The following is a 20,405-nucleotide window of genomic DNA, read 5'->3' on the forward strand; positions in this document are numbered from 1 at the left end:
GTTTTTTTATGCCAGCGGGCCGCCGATGATGGTCTCCTGCATTCCGCTCAGGATGCGCTCGCCGGTCTCCTGTTTCAGTTCCTCATACCAGGCTTGCGTCACCTCCGGCTGTTTGCCATGGGTAACATCGCAACGTCTGCGCGCCTTGAGTACCAGATCTTTTACCCGCTCTGCGCGGCGCGCCTCATAGCGCCGTAGCGCATCCTCAATTCCCAGCGAATGCGACTGAAGCGTTAATGCCAGCACCACTGCATCCTCCATTGCGGCACAGCCGCCCTGACCAATATCCGGCGTGGTGCTGTGTCCGGCATCGCCCAGCAGCGCGACGCGGCCTTTTACCAGCCGCGGGAAGGGGTCGATATCATGGATTTCGATACGGTTGGTGGTTTGCGGATCAATAGCGGCGATCAGCTTCTGTACCGGCGCGGCCCAGCCGCTGAAATAGCGGGTGAGGTCTGCTTTCACGCTGCTGCGATCTTCCGCCAGTCCCTGCGGCAGCGGAACGTCAAAAAAGAAATAGAAACGGTTGCCGCTGACCGGCATTAGCGAAACCCGTTTGCCTTCGCCGACAAAGGTGGTCCACTGATCGGCAGGCGCAATGGACTCATCAATGCTGACCAGTCCATTCCAGTTGACGTAGCCAGCATAGCGCCGCTCGGCGGGCTGGCCGGTTACCGTGGCGCGGATGACCGAGTGGGTGCCGTCGGCGGCGATCAGAAAGTCGCCGCGCGCCTCGCTGCCATCCTCAAACCAGGCGGTAACGCCCGTGGCATCCTGCTCTATATGGCTGACGCGCTTGCCGAAGTTAACGCGCTGCGCACCGTAACGCTCAAGCAACATCGCCTGCAAATCGGCGCGCGCTACCGGATATGGCCGTTCGCCGACGCTCTCCACCAGCGGTCTCATGGAGAAACGGGTCAGGGTTTGTCCGTGCTGAAAATCGTTATAGGCCATAAACGCCATATTGCCGCCCAGCGCCTGCAGCTGCGTCTTCAGGCCAAGAAAATTCAGGCATTTGACGCCGTTTGGCCAGATAGAGATAGCCGCGCCCACCGGACGGATAATTTTTACCGCTTCATAGACCTCGGTTTGATAACCGCTCTGTTCCAGCGCCAGCGCCGCGCACATTCCACCAATACCGCCACCGATTACGATCGCTTTCATTGCCGTCTCCTTGCTGTTGATAGCAGGAGGTTGCAACTTTTGTACCAGCTTTGCCGAGCGGAGAAACGGCCCTTTTCCCGCTGCGGCTGCGCATTCACAGGGCAACCCGCACGACCAACGACCCTTAATGGTGCATTTTTTTGTGCGTTGAAACCTTTGTTTCAGTAATAATCAGAAGATTGAACAGCCGAGCCGCTCGGAAAGCAGCTCCAGCGCAGCGGTTCCCGCCAGTGAGTTGCCGGAGGCGTCCAGACCCGGCGACCAGACGGCAATAGTCATCTCGCCGGGAATAATGGCAATAATTCCGCCGCCTACGCCCGATTTCGCTGGCATCCCGACCCGCCAGGCAAATTCGCCTGCGCCGTCATACATACCACTGGTAATCAACAGGGCATTAATCTGACGCGTCTGGCGTACCGTCAGCACCGGCGCGGTGCTGCCCAGCGGATAGCCCTGATTCGCCAGATAGGAGAAACAGCGCGCCAGCTCCTGACAGCTCATCGCCAGCGAACAGTAGTGAAAATAGGTTTGCAGCACGCCGGGCACATCATTGTCAAAGTTGCCGAAGGATTTCATCAGCCAGGCGATAGCGGCATTACGCGCGGAGTGTTCGAACTCAGAGCGAGCAACGTGACGATCGTAATTAATCGTCGGTTCATCGCATAGCTGGCGTACCACTTCCAACATTCTTTGCCGCGGGGCGGTCAGGCGAGTTTCGAGCATATCGCAAATCACCAGCGCCCCTGCGTTGATAAAAGGATTACGCGGCTTGCCACGTTCCATCTCCAGCTGCACCAGAGAGTTAAAGGGCTGGCCGGAAGGCTCTTTGCCTACGCGCTGCCAAATCTCCTGTTCCTGATAACGCGTTTGCGCCAGCGTTAGCGACAATACTTTGGAAATAGACTGAATAGAGAAACGCACTTGCGCATCGCCAGCCTGAAATAGCTCGCCGTTACGGGTAAGAACGGCAATGCCAAGATAGTCAGGCGATACCTGCGCCAGCGCCGGGATATAATCGGCAACCTTGCCCTGACGCGTTAAAGGGCGCACCTGATGCAGGATCTCTCCCAGTAAAGCATTGCTGAGTTCAGCCACGACAACCTTCTCCGTTACGTTAGATAGCGCAGCATGATCTGAGGTTGTTTGCGCGACGTCAACGGTCAGTGATGCATTGTTGATTTTTCATTCGTCGCGCAATAGATAAGAATTTGGCGCTTGTCGTCCCGTGCTTTTCGCCAGCGGAAACGGAAAGCGCCCTTAAAGGCTATCAGGAGGGAATAATACGGTTGGCCTTCAGCTTATCAAACAGCGTAAAGAAAGCGTCACGCGTGCTGCGATAGCCGGTAAAGCCCGCTTTGCGGCTTTTGCTGATGTCGGTAAACACTTCCATCGGACGGCCGAGATCGGCATCGGTATGCCACCAGGAGGCCAGGCGGGTAACATCCTTCTCGCGCAGCTGATATTTCTCAGCGATTTTTTCCCAGTCGTGATCGGCATTCAGCATACGGCCTTCCAGCGGCTGCATGTCGCCAGGGAACGGCGCGGCTTTGATACCAAAGTAGTCAGCGATTTGTTCCCACATCCATTGCCAGCGGAAAACGTCGCCGTTAACCACATTGAAATCTTCATTTTTCGCCGCAGGCGAGGTGGCGGCCCATTCCAGCTGCTCGGCTAACAGGCTGGCATCGGTCATGTCGGTCACACCCTTCCACTGCGCTTCTGAACCCGGGAAAATAAACGGCTTGCCGGTCTCTTTGCACAGAGTCGCGTAGACGGCCAGCGTCTGGCCCATATTCATCGCGTTGCCCAGCGCATAGCCAATAATGGTATGCGGACGATGCACGCTCCAGGTACAGCCATATTTTTCTGCGGCGGCGAACAGCTCATCTTCCTGCGCATAGTAAAAGTTATCGACCGGCTGGCGACCCTGTTCCTCACGGAACGGCGTCATCGGCACGCTGCCTTTACCATAAGCGTCAAACGGACCCAGATAGTGTTTAAGGCCGGTAACCAACGCCACATGGCTGCCTTTCAGGCGTTCGCCTATCGCTTCCAGTACGTTGCGCACCATTGCGCCGTTCACCCGAATATTCTCTTTCTCATTGGCCTGACGTGACCAGACGCTAAAGAACAGACTGTCGAAACGCAGATCTTTTAGCGCAGCGTTAACCGATTCCGGGGAAGTCAGATCGGCGGTCAAAGCGTGACAGCCTTGCGGCACCGCCGCGCGTCCGCGCGACAGGCCATAAACTTCCCAGCCATCCGCCTGTAGTTTTTCCGCCAGCGCGCTGCCAACCACGCCACTCACACCAATAATCAATGCCTTCTTACTCATTTAGCCTCCTGTGTAACAGATAGAGATAAGCATAGTGCGGAATTAATTTCATATCTGAGGTATAAATTCACAAGATTTCAGAACAGGATTCACTAATTATGATCGGCAATGACTTGCTTAAGGGCATTATGCCGTTTGTAGCGACGGTAGAAGCGGGTAGCTTCAGCGCGGCAGCCGAGCGGCTGAATCTGACCAGCTCGGCTATCAGTAAGAGTATAGCCAGGCTGGAGCAGCGTCTGGGATCGCGACTGTTTGAACGCACCACACGTAGCCTGCGTCTGACCGATGCCGGAGAAGCCTATTATCAAACCTGTCAGCGTGTGGTGAATGAGTTAAGCGAAGCGGAAACGGTGCTGGCGGCGCAGCGTACCCATGCGGTAGGGCGGCTGCGCGTTGCCGTACCGATGACCTTTGGCCGCACGCATGTGATGCCGCTGGTTAATGACTTTTGCCGCGACTATCCCGATCTGCAGATCAATATGACCTTTGCCGATCGCTTTGTTGATCTGTTTGAGGAGAATATCGATATCGCGGTGCGTATCGGCGGTCCGGCAGACTATCCCGCCTCGCTGGGCATGCGCTATCTGGGCAACGAACAGCTGGTGTTTTGCGCCGCGCCGGGCTATCTGCAGCAATATGGTATCCCACAGAATTTTGATGAGCTGCAACAGCATCGCGCTATCGCCTATGATCGGGTTGACGGCACAACCACGCCGTGGCGCTTTATCGCCGCCGACGGGCGGATCGCCAGCCGTACGGTGAATTCCGCGCTGGCCTTTGGCGACAGCGAAGCGCAGTTGAGCGCGGTCTGCGCCGGCCTGGGCATTGCGCAGATGGCGACATGGCTAATCCGGGATGCGGAACTGGCGGGCAGGGTGAAGATCATCCTGCCGCAGCTGATGCTGGATGGCCTGCCGCTCTGGCTGGTTTGGCCACGTAAGAAACAGCTGTTGCCAAAGGTGGATGCGCTACTGAAAACCTTTCATCATTTAGCGATTCGCTAACAGCCGGCAGCGATAAAATCCCCATTCGGGCTGACCGGCACCACGGTCAGAAACAAAATCAGGGCAAAAAGCAGCAACAACAGGCCACCGGCAATGCGTACCAGCGCCAGGACGCTGGTGGTTGCGCCAGGCGACTCACGTAGCCAGATAGCCGCTACCGTGTCCCGTAAGCGGGTTACGGCGATAGCGAGCAATAACAGGGAAAGCCCGGTGCCTAACGCCATGGTCATCACGCCGAGCATGCCCCATTTCACGATGCCGATAGCGTTAGAGAACAATAAAACGGTAATCGCGCCGCTGCAGGGGCGTAAGCCAATGGCCGCAATTACGCTGATCAGCTCTTTCCAGTTAGCAGGCTGAACCAGCGGAATATGATGATGACCGCATCCGCATTGCTGGTGCATATGATGTGTTGATGTGTGTGTATGGGGCATCGCATCGGGCGACATCGGCGCGGCGCTCAGCGTGTAACCGGCGGCATCGGCTGGTGGCTGTGTTGAAAACGCCTGTCGGTTGGCGAAAGCGAGCGGAAAACCACGCAGACCGCGTAGTAGCATCCAGCCGCCAAAAGCGGCAATCAGCAGCGCGCTAACTTTTTCCATAATCCAGCGGCTCAGGCTTAAATCACCCGCTACCAGGTTAAACCCCACCGCCAGAACAAACACGAATAAAATGGCGCTTAGCCCCTGCACCAGGCTACCAACCAGCGGTACTGCTTTTAGCGCAGTGGACGTGTGCTGCTGTTGCGTACTCAGCCAGGTGGTAACAACAAACTTACCGTGGCCGGGTCCAATCGCATGCAGCACGCCATACAGAAAGGTAAACAACAGCAGCCACAGCCCGCCGCTGTACTGACCGTTGTTGATTTGCAGCAGATGCAGCACCAGATAACGATGCAGCGTAATCTGCGTCGCCAGGCTCCAGGCTAAGAAATCACTCCAGTTCCACCAACAAAGCAGCGCCAGCAGCGCTAACAGCGTGGCGATAATTCCCAGGCTTTGCCTGCCAGAGAAGCGCGCGCGACTGAGCATAAGGCATCCAGATTAAGAAAAAACTGTGTTCAGTATATACGCTAAGTCATTCGTGTTGCAGGCAGACGGCGACACAATGCCCCTGTCGATAACAAGATAGGATCCCGTCGCTAACGGGTCGTCTGACGATATTCATACAGCCGATCCCGGGCCAGATTTTTCATTTTCACTTCGCACATAATATCGAAATCGATAAATGACAATGCCCAGTCATTTAATGTGCTGTTGAAATAATAATCGGAATGCGAGCGAAATTTCATTTTCGACAAGCCTAATAAACATTGGTCGGGAAAACCCTGATCAGGAATTAATCCTTCCTGCGAAATAGAGTAGTGCAACACCGGCCTGACGCCGCGCCATGACTCTTTCACTGTGACGATACGGGGATCGTCAGGTTTAATAAATTCGTTTTCTTTCACCCAGTGATGGTGAATATCTAACACCACCGGGCACAGGGCTTTGGCCTGTAATACATCATCCAGCGAGCAGGATATTTCGTCATTCTCTACCGTCAGCATCAGCCTGGCTTCCGGACTCAGCTTGCCGAAGGAATCTCTAAAACCGGCAAAGCCTTTTTTGCCGTTCATATGGATATTGATCTTAAAATCCTGGAATTCGCGGCCATATCCCATCAACTTTGCGCAAAGTGCATGATATTCCACATCCTCCAATGATCTAACTACCACCGACTCATCTTCAGAAGCCAGTACTGAATATTGTCCCGGATGGAAAGAGAGGCGGATATTATTGGCCTTAGCAAAATCACCACATTTAATAAACAGCGGCAAAAGATCGGGCAGAAATTCATTATACAACGGCGTGGCTTCAGGCACGGTATATAAAGGTAACAGATCGCTGCCAATACGCATCATGCGTAAATCATCCGGCAGCAAAGCCAACTGCTCCAGCGTTTGAAATAAATTAACCAGGTTATTTTTAGCTAATTCATAAATCAGACGCGTTCGTTCTTCATTATTATTCAGACCCAGAAATCGCTTCCGGGTGGTGGCTTTGAACGGAAAAGGCTGTTTTAAATCAGCATTCAAATATTTGCACGCAAAGCCTAATTTCATGATTTCTCCTGTCTGTCGGGCATACTTAAGTGTAACAGTTAACAGAGAAATGGCTAAAAACAGGAGAGGAAAGGGCGACGATAGTTATTTGGCTGAAAGCGGAACAGCAGGTGTGGCAGAGAAAAGCCGCGCAAGGATGGCCTGCGCGGCCTGCATCAGAGAAGATTACCAGCCTTTGATAATATCGCCTTTATACAGTTCGTTGGCTTTGTTAAGCACTTCCTGTGACTGGAAGGCTTCTTTCAGCTTCTGAACATTTGGGCTGTCTTTGTTATCTTCACGCGCCACGATGGCATTAACATAAGGAGAGGCTTTGCCTTCCATAAACATGCCGTCGCGTGACGCAGAGAGATTAACCAGCGCCGCGAAGTTGTTATTGATGATGGAAACATAAACCTGCGGATCGTCCAGGGTGCGGGCCAGCTGTGGCGTATCAACCTCAACGAATTTAATTTTTTTCGGGTTAGAGGTGATATCCAGCGTAGTCGGCAGCAGACCGGCTTCCGGCTTAACGGTGATCAAGCCCTGCGCCTGCAGCAGCAACAGGCTACGACCCAGCGTAGTGGCCTCATTGGAAATGGTGATGGTCGCGCCATCCGGCAGTTCTTTCAGCGATTTGATCTTGTGTGAGTAGCCCGCGATCGGGAAAACAAAGGTATTAGTCACTACCGCAAAACGATAGCCGCGCTCTTTCGACTGCATTTCCAGATAGGGCAAGCTCTGGAAAGCGTTAGCGTCAACGTCTTTGTTAAACAGCGCTTCGTTTGGCTGTACGTAGTCGTTAAAGGCCACCACATCGACATCAAGCTTATACTTATCGTGAGCAACCTGCTTAACGGTTTCCCATAATTGCTGATCGGGCCCGGTATTGATGGCTACTTTGATTTTATTCTCGCTGTCGTTATCACAGGCGCTGAGCAGCGTTACAGATGCGGCAAGCAGTACCGTGAGCAGTGTTTTTTTCATTCTGTAGTTCCCTTATAAGTGTTAGAAAACCACTATAATATACATCCAGACGTCTGTACATCCGTAAGCGTTGCGTTAGTTAAAATTTCAGTTGTCCGTAGCGCTTCTCAGAGTAATGATCACAGCTGGCCGATTTTCTTTTCCATCAGGTCGATCATCGCGCCAGTATGGGCATCAACGTTACGGATGTAGCGCATCAGGGTTTCCGGTTTCTTCCACGTGCCTTCCTGCATGATCTGCGCCACGGCATAACCTTGTTTCGCCATATCCTGAGCGGCGCCCACGCGGGCGCTGTGCCCGCTCCAGCCGCGATAACGATTTTTGTTACCCTTTGGCTGACCTTGCCCAACTTCTCGCCAGGCATGGATAAAAATATCCTCCAGCGCCGGCGTGCTTAAAGGGCGGTGCGCGGTTATCAGGGCTTTATTCGCGCGATGTACCGGACAGAAAAGAAAGGCATCCGGCTCGCTGGTAAGTCCGGCAAGGTTTATCCATTCGGTGAGGCGTAGAGAAGATAAGGTGCTAAGCGCCTTAATCAATCCACCGGTTTGAACAATGGTTTTTGTCCAGGCGACATCAAGGATAATGCGGCCATCGTCAGCGCGGGTAATATCGCTGACCCGCAGACGCGCCAGTTCGCTCACACGCAGCAGCGTACTGTACGCCACATGCAAAAATGCCAGATTACGCACTTCTTTTAATTGCGCGGAGTTTTGCCATCGGCTATCAAGCGCCTTTAAATCTGATAAACAAAAAGGGACGGCCTGGCCGGTGCGTTCGCCAGAGACCACGGCCACACGGTTGATTTTCTTCATGGCGCGGAACACCGCAGGAGAACTATTCGGTGGAAGTAGTCCGGCGTTACGATGCAGCATGGAAATAAGCGATGCGTGCGTGGCGATAGTAGAAGAAGCGCGGCCGCTTGCCTGCAACCAGGTCAGGTAATCCCGCAAATCTTCAGGCGTCATCGGCAAAAAGCACCGACCGTTTTCCGTAGCCCAGTGATGACAAATACGCATTACGCTTAGCAGCTGGCGCCAGGTATTCGGCGAGAAAGCGTCACGATCCTGCACAAACGCGCGCAGCTGTTCGGCGATGTTGTCATCGGCAATCAAGGCCGGTAGTTGCGCATCCTGTTGGATAATTTTTGTCATTTTTAGCTCGGTAAATGTCCATATTGCCTTTGATCGCGCTACGTGAAATCTGAGGAATAAGCAGGGTAGTTATGCTGCAGAATTCACGTAGCGCCACCAAAATAGCGGCGTAAATTTGCCTGGTTAAGGGCGCCGATCATCATACCTGCCTGATAATACGCTGTCATAACTTTATATAAGTCCCATTATATAAGGTTAAGCAGCAGGATCCTCAAACGATCGCAAAGGAGAGGGTAAAGACGGCCTGTTTCCGTGGCGCTCGTTGAAAGGCAGCTATAAATATTAATAGCCTTCCGGTAAGCTTTTTTGTGCCAGGGCGAGCGGAATAAAATTAGGTCTGACGTCTTATTGGCATAACGACTGCGATGAAAATAGACTGAAGGCTACTGACATTGCACAGCAGGACTAAAATTGGCTGATGTAAGCAGCGCCGCCTGAATAAGGGAAATCATGCCGAGAATCATCACTGTTGAACCATACAATCCTGACTGGCCAGCCGCGTATAAAAAAGAAGCGAGTCAATTCAACAATGTTTTATCCGATCTGTTGCTGAACATAGAGCATATCGGCAGCACCGCAGTAACGGGGCTGGCAGCCAAGCCGATCATTGATATTTTATTCGTCGTGAAAAGCCTGCAAGAACTGGACGAGAGCGATGCGGCAATCAAAGCGATGGGATACATACCGCGTGGTGAATATGGCATTGCAGGTCGACGTTATTTTGTTAAGGGCGGTGACAGCCGTACGCATCACGTGCATGCATTTGAAAACGGAAGCCAGCATATCGTCAGGCATTTAGCCTTCAGGGATTATCTGCGTAGACATCATGAAATTGCTGAGCAGTATGCCGAGACTAAGCGCAAAGCCGTTGCAGCATGTGGCGACAGTTCAGCCATCTATAGTCAGCTGAAAAGCGCGTTTATCGGTTGCCATGAAAAACGGGCGCTGGAGGAGCTGAGGGCCAGATAGCTATAACATTGAGCCTGAGAACCACGCCAACTGGCTCAGATATATTGGTGCGCATAATGTATATTATGTTAAATTGCATAGGGGGAATATATTGTTCATAAGCATTTACAAGCCACCATCAATCATTCACTTATCTCATGCGTCCCCTTCTTATAGATCATTAGTCAACAACCAGTCAGTCCTTGCCCGGCACAATAAGGACATCAAGCCTGTCAGCAAGATCGAGCACATCGTCGTAAGTAGCGGGATCGTGAACCAGGCTGAGTGACTCACCGGTCTGGCAAAGCGATCCTGGGGTAATCCGATCACCAAATAGCATCATCGCACGTGCGGTGTCATCCTGCCTCGATACCCATGCCAGCCCCTGCGCCGTCAGGCTTTGCTGATAAAGCTTTTCGGCCCATTTTCGGGTCATTGAGTACTGATCCTTTTCGGTGTCGATTAACGCTTTGCGAGTAATACCCAGCTTACGCAACGACACACTGGCAAGGTCCAGTAGTTCCAGATCCTCGACGACCTCAAGTGTGGAATGCACCTGCCCCTTCAGCTTGCTTTTATCGTAAGTTTTAACTCCAGGCGCAAATGAGACATCATGAAACACCGTCTCCATCATGGCACAGTCTTTGGTTACCCCCGCGTACATAGTCGGGATGGGCTCACCTTCAGCATCCTGTATAGGGCTGAAGCGCGCGTTGCCGCGCTGGCCAGGATTAAACTGGTCGGCCGCATACTGCTCTTGATGGACGCGGTGCAATAGGGTCCCTTTCTTTAACGAGTACGTTGTTGTCTTCAGGAGGCCAGAATGAGGCAGCGGCGTATTCCAGGCGTCATCCTGCTTGGGTTGCTCCGACGCCGCTTTTGCTTTGGCGGGACGCTTAGCCATGCTCTATCCCCTGAACTTCATCCCTGGCCGCTGCAATCACCTGCTCAGGCTGCGTAGCCAGCATGTCCTGTGGCCGTTTCCCGCCCAGAAAGCTGTTGGCCGACAAAAACCAGAACGCCATCCCCCAACTATCTTTATGACTTTCAAACACCTCGATCACATGAGCCAGTGCTTTCAGAGGCCGGAAGCCCTCATCCTTGTTCAGACCATAGGCCGGGAAGTAATCAACACCATTATGATGGATGGCAAAGATGCGGCCGGTCTTCTTCCATTTATTCGGCTGCGCACTTGGGTTGGCGGTGCTTAACTGCGCCAGCTCTGTCAGTTCAGCAGCAGTTAGCCAGTCACCACTTTCCAGCACGGCCTTGCGCGCTTTAACCAACATTGCCACTTCTTTAATAATGTGTGGCGACGCAGGTTTAGGTGGCACCAGCGCCTCTGCCAGGCGATCCAGCGTTGCACGACTTTGCTGCTGCTGTTGAAACACCCCGTACATAGAAGACGCCATGTTTGACAGGTTTTCCATCAGAACCTTTGTCTCGTGATGATTCTGGTGCTCAAAAGAGACAACCAGCACTTGCCTGGCATGGGACTTGTCGAGACGGACTCTCACTTCTTTCGGGGTTCCAATCAGGGTGGAAACCCCAGGGTGCTCTTTCTGGACACTCATGGATGCTCTCCTGCATGGGTTATCAACATGATTTAATAATATCATATCCATGATAACCCTCCAAAGCGTTCCTCTCTTTTATGCCCCTGCTACACGGCCCGCCTTTACACCCAACGTCTCAACCATCAGTCCATCAGCCCATCAACCATTCGGGAGCAGCGAGTGATGCTGAACCAACATTTCTGCCAGCGCATTCTCCATTACCGGCAGATTTGATGTTTCACTCGCCCTGTCCTGCATCACCGTGCTCCATATTTCACTGACAGGTGTGGCCAACGAAACCGGCGTCTCCGTCTGTATCGGTAAGCTCTCCCGTGGCGGCTCGCCGTTATCATTGGCCAGCAACAGTAGCGCGTCCTGTTCGTGAGGCGCCTGCAACCCTAAGGCATCCAGCGTCAGCGCATCGGCTATATCTGCCTTATCCACCAACAGCGACTGAACGGCGGTGACTTCATGGCCAAAGGCGTCGTTGGTTCGCACATAAACCGTATTGGATCCCTCTTCCAATAGCGCCAGCTCCGCAGGAGACAGCGTGAAGCTCCATGTCGAACCATCAGGAATGGTGTAGTAAATACTGTCACCGATAACCATTTCGAGCCGGCTGCCGGGAGCAAACGGACCTTCAAGCGTTCCGCTGATTGTAAGCGGGCTAAGCGCCTCTTCAGGCGTCAGGATGTAGTCCTCGCTGACGGGCGACATGGTGATGTAGCCGCGCGGAGGATCCTGGATAAGCAATAGCTCAGCGGTGCTGACCTCCACACCCCGCTCCGTTGTTACCCGCGCTTCAATCACTTCGCTGTCATTAGTCAGCACCTGCAAATCCGCAGCGGGGATTAACGTTGCCCAGTGGCCATCCGTCGATGTCACCGCAGAGTAATCCTTTCCACCCAGCGTAATAGTAATGTTCTGCCCAGACTGGATGTGCTGCGCGGTTCCGGTTAACGGTTGATCCTGTTGGCTTTCCGCCAGTGAAAGCGAGTTATCGCCGGTGAAGGGATCAATATCAATCTGCGGCTGAGGTTTATTAACGTTGATGATCTGTACGCTGGTTGCCGTCTCGCCGAGATCGGCAAGGCTTGCCAACAGCGTCGCGGTTCCTAAACTCAGCGCATGAAGCGCATCACGAGGGATGTTAAGCTGCCAGTAACCCCCATCCTGTACCTCAGTGGTATAGTGTTCGCCATTGAGCGTGACCGTGATGGTTTTACCGCTGGCCGCATTATAAGCCCTGCCGCTAACAGAAAGATCCTGATAATTTTCAAGCGCATTAAATACGCTATCCTCCGCGAGCGGATTGAGCGTGACTCGGGCCGAGTAGCTATTGCCCCGCCCGCCGGCAACATCGATAACTTTATTACTGGTGTAGATATCGCCGTTTTCACTGATGGCCTGAGCGCGTAACAGCACATTCCCCACCGGCAGGGCCAGCATATCCGCGCTGGGGATCACCGCGCTCCAGGCCCCTTCATGGGTTAACGTAGCGTTATAGCTTTTACCGTTCAACTGTACCGTTAACTGCTGCCAGTCGGCATTACTCTCATCCAGCATGCCGGAGATAACCTGATCGACGCGCTTCTCTCGGCCATAAAAACTGTTGTCGCCACTGACATTATCAATGGTAATGGGCTGGTACGGCGGAACACGGTCAACGATAAAAACGGAAGTATCGGCGCTATAGCGATAAAATTCATCATAGCTGTTTACGTAAACGTAATTTTCACCTTCAACCAGGCTTTCCACTTCGTCGTGAGTCAGCGTGACCTGCCAACTGCCATCCTCCTGAATAAGGGCATAATGATAGATATCATTCACCACCACCTCGACGGTGTTTCCTGCTGTAATCCCCTGGCTGATGCCACTCACACTTAACAACCCCTGCGCTTCATTGGCATCAAGAATGTCATCGCCCGCGATCGCATTCAGCGTTAAGCTACCCGCTTCCGTTACGCCGTGCGCCACCAATAGCGGCTGTGACGTTGCGGCGGTTTCCGTCAGATCGGCGACGGAAGCCAGTAACGATGCTCTACCATTATCTAACGCCTGCAAATCCTCATTTGGTACTGTGATACGCCAGAATCCTCCCGGCTGTACCTGCGTGGTGTAATCCTGATCGTTAAGCGTTACCGTAACCGTCTTTCCGCTGGCGACGTTATAGGTCCGCCCGGAAAATGAGAGGGTCTCTCCCGCGACGATCGCATTAAGAATGGCGTCGTCAGCAACAGGGTTAACCTCAATGCGGGCGGAATATTCATTGCCGCTCCCGGCCTGAAGGGTTAATGATTTGGCCGCGAAACGTTGATTGCCATCCATATCGTTAACGGCGGCCGAGAGCACCGTGTCGCCGGCGGGAAAAGATAAAATATCGCTGGCAGGCACTTGCAGGCTCCAGACGCGGTCATTGCCTACCGTGGCTTGCCAGCGTTGGCCAAACGCCTCAACGGTGACGCTTTCGCCTACGGCAATCTCCTCAGAGACGCGGCCAGAAATAAGCTGATCAACCTGTTTTTCCCGGGCATTAAGCAGATCGTTACCGGAAACACTATCTATAATAATCGGAGATACGAGCTGAATGGCGCTGGGAATCAGGCCATTCTCGCTATAAGGGACAGGACGCGTCGAAGCCATATTAAACTCCTTGTACACCAGTTAGTTAGATAACGCGCACGAAACATCACTGTAGACGCGCTACAGCGTTTGCGTACGGCATTAGCGGTAAGTTTCCCCAGGAGCGGAAACGTTTAATGGTGTACACCGGGATCAATCACGACCCAGAATGAGGTAAAAGTGTGCCAGTAGAGCTGGCGTCTTACTTTTTACTTCTACAGCTATAAGTAATTACGCTGGCTTTGTCTTTGAGTGAAATTTATTGTGATGATTAAATAAATTAATTAATAACCGAAAACAACCGAGTTTAGATCCAACGATAAACGGCATGATTTTCGAATAAGCCGAAAAGCCATTTTTTTATTCCTGTTCCCCTGTCACCGGCAGAAAGGAGATTCTGGTCTTTTTACTATTGCCTGGTCTTGAAAAAAACAGGCGCGGCCCGCTCTGGCAAAATGTAACTTTGTGACAGAAACGGCATTGCTAACATGGAGAAACTATGAGCACCAACAGAACTGAACGCACTTCAGCCGTTCCACGCCAAAGTGTCAGTTCTGACATTCGCGTACACGGAGCGAGAACGCATAATCTGAAAGATGTTTCCCTCTCATTCCCCCGGGATGCAATGGTTATCTTTACCGGCGTTTCCGGTTCGGGCAAATCCTCGCTGGCCTTTGATACGATTTATGCTGAAGCACAGCGAAGATATATGGAATCCATCGCACCGCACGCGCGTCGCTTGATTGAGCAGGCTTCGGTGCCTGAAGTGGATAACATTGATGGCCTGCCACCGGCTGTCGCCCTGCAACAGAGTCGTGCCGGCGCGCAGGAACGTTCCACGGTCGGCAGTCTGACCCGTATCTCGGTCACCCTGCGTTTGCTGTTCTCGCGCGCTGGCATAAAACCGGCTGGCATCCCGTTTCTGGCTGCAGAGGCATTTTCCCCAAATAATCCTCAGGGAGCCTGTCCGGTTTGCCAGGGCCTGGGCAGGGTTCATGAAGTTAAACCAGAGGCGATGGTACCCGATAAATCATTAAGCATCCGCGAAGGAGCTATCGCTTCATGGCCTAACGGCTGGCAGGCTAAAAACCTGCGCACCATTCTTGACGCGCTGGGCTATGATATTGATGCGCCCTGGGAAACGCTGCCCCTGAAAGCACAGCAATGGATATTGTTTACCGATGAGCAGCCCACTCTTCCGGTATTTTCTGGCCTGAATGCTGAACAGCGCAAAGCGGCGATAGCCGCTGGCATGGAGCCATCTTACAACGGCACCTATACCAGCGCCCGGAGATATGTGCTGCAAAGCTATGCCAGCGGGAAGGAGTCCGTTAAAAAACGCCTTGCGCCTTTTGTCACCATTGCTTCTTGCCCGGCGTGCCACGGAAAAAGGCTGAATCAACACGCCCTTTCCGTCAAATTTGCGGGCTACAATATCGCCGAGCTGGGAGAATTAACGGTGACGCAGCTCAGAGCATTACTTCATCCCTACGCGCAAGGCACATCCGCCGACCTTCCTGAAGAGATGGCGCTTCGGGAAGCGGTGATCCGAATGAGCGCTGATATCTGTCGACGCCTTGATCAGCTGGATGAATTAGGGCTTGGGCACCTTGCGTTGGGGCGACGAACCACCATGCTGTCATCCGGGGAGCTGCAGCGGATACGGCTGGCGACACAGCTGATTTCCCGGCTTTTCGGCGTGCTGTATGTTCTGGATGAACCCTCTGCCGGGCTGCACCCGGAAGATGTCAAAGCGCTGATGCAGTCGTTGCGCTCGCTTCTGGATGCCGGCAACTCGCTGGCCATCGTTGAGCACAACCTTGATGTCATTTCTGAAGCCGACTGGCTGATCGAAGTCGGTCCTGGCCCGGGCCGTCTGGGCGGCGAAGTGGTATATAGCGGCGTCCCGGCTGGGCTGGCAAACATCGCGGCATCACGTACGGCTGGGTATCTTTTTAATCAAAGCCATAGCGGCTTGCGCCAGCGTCACGCCCCTGATAGCTGGCTCAAACTGGCACAGGTTAGCTGCAACAATATTTCAATGCTTGATGCCGCTATTCCGCTTGAACGCATGACGGTAATTACCGGCGTTTCCGGTTCGGGTAAGTCAACGCTGCTGGCGCGCGTGCTACCTGCATTGCTTGAGCGGCTTGATAAAACGCATACGGATGAGGATAAGCAGGAAGAAGATGTCGCCTTAGAAATAAAGGGGAAAATCATTTCCGGCGCCGCTTTACTTCAACGGCTGGTACGCATCGATCAGCGCCCTATCGGACGTACCCCGCGCTCAAACCTGGCGACATACACCGGTTTTTTCGACACGGTACGTAAACTGTTTGCAGAAACCGAGGAAGCTAAGCGCAGAGGCTTTGATGCCAGCCGTTTTTCCTTCAATCTTCCCGCCGGTCGCTGTCCGGTCTGTGAGGGCCAGGGACAAATCATCATTGAACTGCTGTTTATGCCTGAAGCCAGCGCGCCCTGCTCAACCTGCGGCGGCACCCGCTACAACGAGGAGACGCTTGCGGTACGCTGGGAGAACAGAACCATTGCTGATGTTCTTGACCTGACGGTGGACGATGCCGTGGAGGCGTTCAAAAACAATCCGTCCATTCAACGTTCTCTGACGGCGCTTACCGCCCTGGGGCTGGGCTATTTGAAATTAGGACAGCCAGCAACGGAGTTATCTGGCGGCGAGTGCCAGCGCATTAAACTGGCCTGGGAGCTGCAACGGGTACAACGCGGCAAAACCCTCTATCTGCTGGACGAGCCATCCTCGGGTTTACACCCTTCCGATATGGATAAGTTAATGCGGGTACTGGATCAGCTGGTTCAACGTGGCAATACCGTGGTTATGGCTGAACATGATATGCGCATCGCATCAGAAGCGGACTGGGTTATCGACCTGGGGCCAGGTTCGGGAGTGAACGGCGGCCGCATCGTTGCGGCAGGCACGCCTGAAGAAGTGAGTCAGTCAGCACAAAGCCTTACTGCGCCCTGGCTGGCCAGACAACTGCAAAAAAGAGTTGGCGATCCGCAATAATAAAAAAGGCTGGTTAAAAACCAGCCTTTTTATTTACCGAACCGGGGAATGCAATGTTCTACATCCGCCGGTTAAGCTAACCTTACAGCGCCATATCGTGCTGCGGTTCTGCCGCTTTCGGCGCCTGAGCTGCCGGCGCGTCAGTAGATTTACCGGCCATATTAATCACTGGCGGTTTGGTCAGCTGCAGCGTAGCCGCAGTATCGTTCCACACCTGCTGTGCCAGCGCCGGGTCGTCGTTCAGCTTCTTGCCGTAGCTCGGTACGAAGTTACGGATTTTCGCCTGCCATTCCGGGGTCTTGAACTGCTCAGGGAACAGCTGCTTAACCACGTTCAGCGCAATCGGTGCTGCGGTTGATGCGCCCGGAGATGCGCCCAACAATGCCGCGACAGTTTTCTGCTGATCGGTGACGATTTCAGTGCCCAGTTTCAGCACGCCGCCCTTCTCTGCGTCTTTCTTGATGATCTGTACGCGCTGACCCGCCTGAATCAGGTGCCAGTCTTCTTTCTTCGCATTCGGATAGTACTCTTTCAGCGCCGCGAAACGGTCATCGTCGCTCAGCATTACCTGACCAATCAGATATTTGACCAGATCAAAGTTATCCATACCAACATGCGTCATCGGCATGAAGTTATTGGTAGTGGTGGTGCTCAGCAGATCAAACAACGATCCGTTTTTCAGGAACTTGGTTGAGAACGTCGCAAAAGGTCCGAACAGCACAACCTGTTTGCCATCCAGATAGCGGGAATCCAGATGCGGAACAGACATCGGCGGCGCGCCCACGGAAGCCTGACCATACACTTTCTGGTTATGACGCTTGGCAATTGCCGGATTTTCGGTTACCAGGAAAGAGCCGCCAACCGGGAAGCCTGCATAGTTATCCGCTTCCGGAATACCGGTTTCCTGCAGCAGCTTCAGCGCCCCGCCACCAGCACCGATAAAGACATATTTGGCATCAACGGCACGCGTTTCGCCATTTTTGGCATCTTTGATAGTAACATGCCAGGAATTATCGCCGTTACGTTTGAAATCAGTAACTTCAGACGAGGTTTCCAGCTTGAAGTTATCGTTCTTCTTCAGACTGCCGATCAGCTGACGGGTGATTTCGCCATAGTTAACATCGGTGCCCACCGGCGTCCAGGTCGCGGCTACTTTCTGCTGCGGATCGCGGCCTTCCATAATCAGTGGCGACCATTGTTCAATCTGCTTATGATCGGTAGAGAATTTCATGCCCTGGAACAGCACAGTTTTCTGCAGCGCCTGATAACGACGGCTCAGATAGTCCACGTTCTTATCGCCCCAGACAAAGCTCATGTGCGCCGTGGAGTTGATAAAGGAGTGCGGATTATTCAACACACCGCTTTTAACCTGCGCCGACCAGAACTGACGGGAGATCATAAAGGCTTCGTTGATTTCTAACGCTTTCGTCACATCGATTGAACCGTCCGCGCGCTCTGGCGTGTAGTTCAGTTCCATGTTCGCTGAGTGACCGGTACCGGCATTGTTCCAGCCATTAGAGGATTCCAGCGCGACGCCGTCGAGTTTTTCAACCATGATCTGTTTCCAGTCAGGCTGCAGCTCTTCAAGGAAGGTTCCTAATGAAGCGCTCATAATGCCGCCGCCGATCAGTAATACATCAGTTTTCTCTGGTGTAGTTTCAGCATGCGCTGCGGAAGTGACTAACAGGGCCAAAAGGGAAAGCGAAGGCAGTACTTTTGTTGATTTAATCATGCTTAATCTTCAATATATCGCTGTAACGGTTAAAAAATACTGGGTAACTTTAAAATATTGTTACTGATTAGTTGATATATTTTTAGTTACTTAATTAAAAAAATCGATCCGCGAGTAACTTTAGTTACTAAACACCTCACGCTAAGAATGCAATTAATGAATCTGTCACCACAGCTCACGCCCGCGCCTAAGCGCCCAATGAAACTCAGTACCCTGGCTACGTTAATGATGGTTGGGGTGATATTTACGGTGCTGCTTAGCGTTCACCTTCTCTATTTTATTCAGATCGATAATTTCACTCATTCGCATGTGAAAGATAAGGCCTTAGCTGTTGCGCGCACGCTGGCTGAAGATCCGCAAATTCAGCGCGGCCTGACCCTGCCCGCTGACCAGGGTATTATCCAGCCTGTCGCCAAAGCGGTGCAAAAGCGTAACGATCTGCTGTTTGTCACCGTAACCGATATGCAAGGCGTGCGTTATTCACATGCTAATAGCGCTTTAGTTAATAAACGTTTTATTGGCCAGGATCTGCAACCAGCGCTGGCCGGTCATGAAAACGTCTCGGTTAATCACGGTACGCTGGTTGAAGCCTTACGCGTATTCACACCGGTATTTAATACGCGCCACCAGCAAATCGGCGTGGTAGCGATCGGCATCTCCCTTAGCGATGTCACGGCACAAATTAATCGAAGCCGCTGGAATATTTTCTGGACTATTTTGCTGGGCGGTTCGGTAGGCATATTAGGCGTGCTGATATTGGTCAGGCGCCTGAAGACGATTCTGCTGGGGCTGGAGCCACATGAGATTTCCAGCCTGTTTGAACAGCGGCAGGCGATTCTTGATTCGGTAAAGGAAGGCGTCATTGCGGTGGATGCCGATGCGCGCGTGACGCTGATTAATCAGGCCGCGCAGCAGCTGTTGCGGGAAACAGCGATCGAAGCGCCGCTCAGCGGCGATCGCATCCCTGAGCATTCGCTGATGTTAAGCCATCTGCGGGACGCGCTGCATGACGGCACGGCCCGCTACGATGGAGAACTTAACGTGCAGGGACGCATTATGATCAGCAATACGGTGCCGGTGCGCAGTCACAAACGAATTATCGGCGCGGTATGTACCTTCCGCGATAAAACGGAAATCAGCCAGCTGATGCAGCGTCTCGACGGCATGGTAAACTATGTCGATGCGTTACGTGAACGCTCCCATGAGTTTATGAATAAACTGCACGTTATCCTCGGGCTGCTGCATATGAAAAACTATGCCCAGATGGAAGCCTATATATTAAAAACCGCAAATAATTATCAGACCGAGATCGGCTCCCTGTTGCAACGCATTAAGCCGCCGATAATAGCAGGATGTTTGTTAAGTAAAATTAACCGGGCATCGGATAAGGGGCATCGCTTAATTCTGAACGAGGCCAGTTATCTGCCTGACAGCGGCAGCGAAAAACAGGTTGCGGCGCTGGTAAGCATCCTGGGAAACCTGATTGAGAATGCGCTGGAAGCGTTAGACCAGCAGCAGGAAGGCGAAATACATCTGTTGCTGCATTACCAGAATGGATGGTTGTCCTGCGAGGTCAGCGATGACGGCCCGGGTATTCCCGCCCCGCTGGCAAGTGCCATTTTCACTAAAGGTTTTTCTTCAAAAGGCGATGAACGCGGGATGGGCCTGTTTTTGGTTAAACAGCAAACAGAAAGCCTTGGCGGGAATATTAGCGTCGAATCGGAACCGGGCGTCTATACCCAATTTTTTGTACAACTCCCGTGGGATAAAGGAAATTAAG

The 20,405-nt window shown here is 52.8% G+C and carries 15 protein-coding genes; 4 read left to right on the forward strand and 11 right to left on the reverse strand.

Annotated features, from left to right (window positions below; all coding sequences use genetic code 11):
* Positions 1-6: 6 nt before the first annotated feature.
* The 3 genes from hpxO to K6958_RS10365 all read right to left on the reverse strand — a co-directional run bounded on the left by hpxO (position 7) and on the right by K6958_RS10365 (position 3,499).
* Positions 7-1,164, reverse strand: coding sequence for an FAD-dependent urate hydroxylase HpxO (gene hpxO, locus K6958_RS10355; protein WP_249894554.1), 1,158 nt, complete (start codon positions 1,162-1,164; stop codon positions 7-9).
* Between the two features lie 171 nt (positions 1,165-1,335).
* The gene (gene glsB, locus K6958_RS10360) at positions 1,336-2,259 is read right to left on the reverse strand and encodes a glutaminase B (protein WP_249894555.1); all 924 of its coding nucleotides are present in this window, start codon (positions 2,257-2,259) and stop codon (positions 1,336-1,338) included.
* Positions 2,260-2,431: 172 nt separating this feature from the next.
* A complete protein-coding gene (locus K6958_RS10365; RefSeq protein ID WP_249894556.1) occupies positions 2,432-3,499 on the reverse strand; it encodes an SDR family oxidoreductase in 1,068 nt (355 codons plus the stop codon).
* Between the two features lie 98 nt (positions 3,500-3,597).
* Here K6958_RS10365 and K6958_RS10370 point away from each other — a divergent pair, with 98 nt between their 5' ends.
* A complete protein-coding gene (locus tag K6958_RS10370) occupies positions 3,598-4,503 on the forward strand; it encodes a LysR family transcriptional regulator (protein ID WP_249894557.1) in 906 nt (301 codons plus the stop codon).
* Here the strand turns inward: K6958_RS10370 and K6958_RS10375 are convergent.
* The 4 genes from K6958_RS10375 to K6958_RS10390 all read right to left on the reverse strand — a co-directional run bounded on the left by K6958_RS10375 (position 4,500) and on the right by K6958_RS10390 (position 8,727).
* On the reverse strand, positions 4,500-5,534 hold the full coding sequence (locus K6958_RS10375) for a nickel/cobalt transporter (protein WP_249894558.1): 1,035 nt from the start codon (positions 5,532-5,534) through the stop codon (positions 4,500-4,502). The genes K6958_RS10370 and K6958_RS10375 overlap by 4 nt on opposite strands.
* A gap of 110 nt (positions 5,535-5,644) precedes the next feature.
* Entirely contained in the window at positions 5,645-6,607 is a 963-nt protein-coding gene (locus K6958_RS10380; protein ID WP_249894559.1) for an apurinic/apyrimidinic endonuclease family protein, read from the reverse strand.
* Between the two features lie 165 nt (positions 6,608-6,772).
* Positions 6,773-7,573, reverse strand: coding sequence for a MetQ/NlpA family ABC transporter substrate-binding protein (locus K6958_RS10385; protein WP_249894560.1), 801 nt, complete (start codon positions 7,571-7,573; stop codon positions 6,773-6,775).
* Positions 7,574-7,692: 119 nt separating this feature from the next.
* Complete coding sequence (locus tag K6958_RS10390; RefSeq protein ID WP_249894561.1) at positions 7,693-8,727, reverse strand: tyrosine-type recombinase/integrase; 1,035 nt, start codon at positions 8,725-8,727, stop codon at positions 7,693-7,695.
* Between the two features lie 450 nt (positions 8,728-9,177).
* On the opposite strand from K6958_RS10390, the gene K6958_RS10395 reads away from it, so the two are divergent.
* Positions 9,178-9,696, forward strand: coding sequence for a GrpB family protein (locus tag K6958_RS10395; RefSeq protein WP_249894562.1), 519 nt, complete (start codon positions 9,178-9,180; stop codon positions 9,694-9,696).
* A 175-nt stretch (positions 9,697-9,871) separates the two neighbouring features.
* Here the strand turns inward: K6958_RS10395 and K6958_RS10400 are convergent, their stop codons facing one another.
* The 3 genes from K6958_RS10400 to K6958_RS10410 all read right to left on the reverse strand — a co-directional run bounded on the left by K6958_RS10400 (position 9,872) and on the right by K6958_RS10410 (position 13,874).
* On the reverse strand, positions 9,872-10,579 hold the full coding sequence (locus K6958_RS10400; RefSeq protein ID WP_249894563.1) for an RES family NAD+ phosphorylase: 708 nt from the start codon (positions 10,577-10,579) through the stop codon (positions 9,872-9,874).
* Positions 10,572-11,249, reverse strand: a complete 678-nt coding sequence (locus K6958_RS10405) for a hypothetical protein (protein WP_249894564.1) — start codon at positions 11,247-11,249, stop codon at positions 10,572-10,574. The genes K6958_RS10400 and K6958_RS10405 overlap by 8 nt, the downstream gene beginning before the upstream one ends.
* Before the next feature lie 141 nt (positions 11,250-11,390).
* Complete coding sequence (locus tag K6958_RS10410) at positions 11,391-13,874, reverse strand: hypothetical protein (RefSeq protein ID WP_249894565.1); 2,484 nt, start codon at positions 13,872-13,874, stop codon at positions 11,391-11,393.
* A 604-nt stretch (positions 13,875-14,478) separates the two neighbouring features.
* Between K6958_RS10410 and K6958_RS10415 the strand changes: the two genes are divergently transcribed.
* Complete coding sequence (locus K6958_RS10415) at positions 14,479-16,893, forward strand: AAA family ATPase (protein WP_249894566.1); 2,415 nt, start codon at positions 14,479-14,481, stop codon at positions 16,891-16,893.
* Positions 16,894-16,975: 82 nt separating this feature from the next.
* On the opposite strand, the gene mqo is transcribed toward K6958_RS10415, so the two are convergent.
* Positions 16,976-18,625, reverse strand: a complete 1,650-nt coding sequence (gene mqo / locus K6958_RS10420) for a malate dehydrogenase (quinone) (RefSeq protein ID WP_249894567.1) — start codon at positions 18,623-18,625, stop codon at positions 16,976-16,978.
* 156 nt (positions 18,626-18,781) lie between these two features.
* On the opposite strand from mqo, the gene K6958_RS10425 reads away from it, so the two are divergent.
* The gene (locus K6958_RS10425; RefSeq protein ID WP_434085156.1) at positions 18,782-20,404 is read left to right on the forward strand and encodes a sensor histidine kinase; all 1,623 of its coding nucleotides are present in this window, start codon (positions 18,782-18,784) and stop codon (positions 20,402-20,404) included.
* The last annotated feature ends 1 nt before the right edge of the window (position 20,405 follow it).

Origin of the sequence: Mixta hanseatica (assembly GCF_023517775.1) — a bacterium.
Taxonomy (GTDB): domain Bacteria; phylum Pseudomonadota; class Gammaproteobacteria; order Enterobacterales; family Enterobacteriaceae; genus Mixta; species Mixta hanseatica.

What these genes read in the sequence shown, in the direction of transcription:
- K6958_RS10390 (WP_249894561.1), bottom strand. Translation starts at nt 8,727, where the DNA reads ATGACAAAAATTATCCAACAGGATGCGCAACTACCGGCCTTGATTGCC.
- K6958_RS10395 (WP_249894562.1), top strand. Translation starts at nt 9,178, where the DNA reads ATGCCGAGAATCATCACTGTTGAACCATACAATCCTGACTGGCCAGCC.
- K6958_RS10365 (WP_249894556.1), bottom strand. Translation starts at nt 3,499, where the DNA reads ATGAGTAAGAAGGCATTGATTATTGGTGTGAGTGGCGTGGTTGGCAGC.
- K6958_RS10400 (WP_249894563.1), bottom strand. Translation starts at nt 10,579, where the DNA reads ATGGCTAAGCGTCCCGCCAAAGCAAAAGCGGCGTCGGAGCAACCCAAG.
- K6958_RS10425 (WP_434085156.1), top strand. Translation starts at nt 18,782, where the DNA reads ATGAATCTGTCACCACAGCTCACGCCCGCGCCTAAGCGCCCAATGAAA.
- K6958_RS10375 (WP_249894558.1), bottom strand. Translation starts at nt 5,534, where the DNA reads ATGCTCAGTCGCGCGCGCTTCTCTGGCAGGCAAAGCCTGGGAATTATC.
- K6958_RS10385 (WP_249894560.1), bottom strand. Translation starts at nt 7,573, where the DNA reads ATGAAAAAAACACTGCTCACGGTACTGCTTGCCGCATCTGTAACGCTG.
- K6958_RS10370 (WP_249894557.1), top strand. Translation starts at nt 3,598, where the DNA reads ATGATCGGCAATGACTTGCTTAAGGGCATTATGCCGTTTGTAGCGACG.
- K6958_RS10405 (WP_249894564.1), bottom strand. Translation starts at nt 11,249, where the DNA reads ATGAGTGTCCAGAAAGAGCACCCTGGGGTTTCCACCCTGATTGGAACC.
- K6958_RS10380 (WP_249894559.1), bottom strand. Translation starts at nt 6,607, where the DNA reads ATGAAATTAGGCTTTGCGTGCAAATATTTGAATGCTGATTTAAAACAG.
- mqo (WP_249894567.1), bottom strand. Translation starts at nt 18,625, where the DNA reads ATGATTAAATCAACAAAAGTACTGCCTTCGCTTTCCCTTTTGGCCCTG.
- hpxO (WP_249894554.1), bottom strand. Translation starts at nt 1,164, where the DNA reads ATGAAAGCGATCGTAATCGGTGGCGGTATTGGTGGAATGTGCGCGGCG.
- K6958_RS10410 (WP_249894565.1), bottom strand. Translation starts at nt 13,874, where the DNA reads ATGGCTTCGACGCGTCCTGTCCCTTATAGCGAGAATGGCCTGATTCCC.
- K6958_RS10415 (WP_249894566.1), top strand. Translation starts at nt 14,479, where the DNA reads ATGGTTATCTTTACCGGCGTTTCCGGTTCGGGCAAATCCTCGCTGGCC.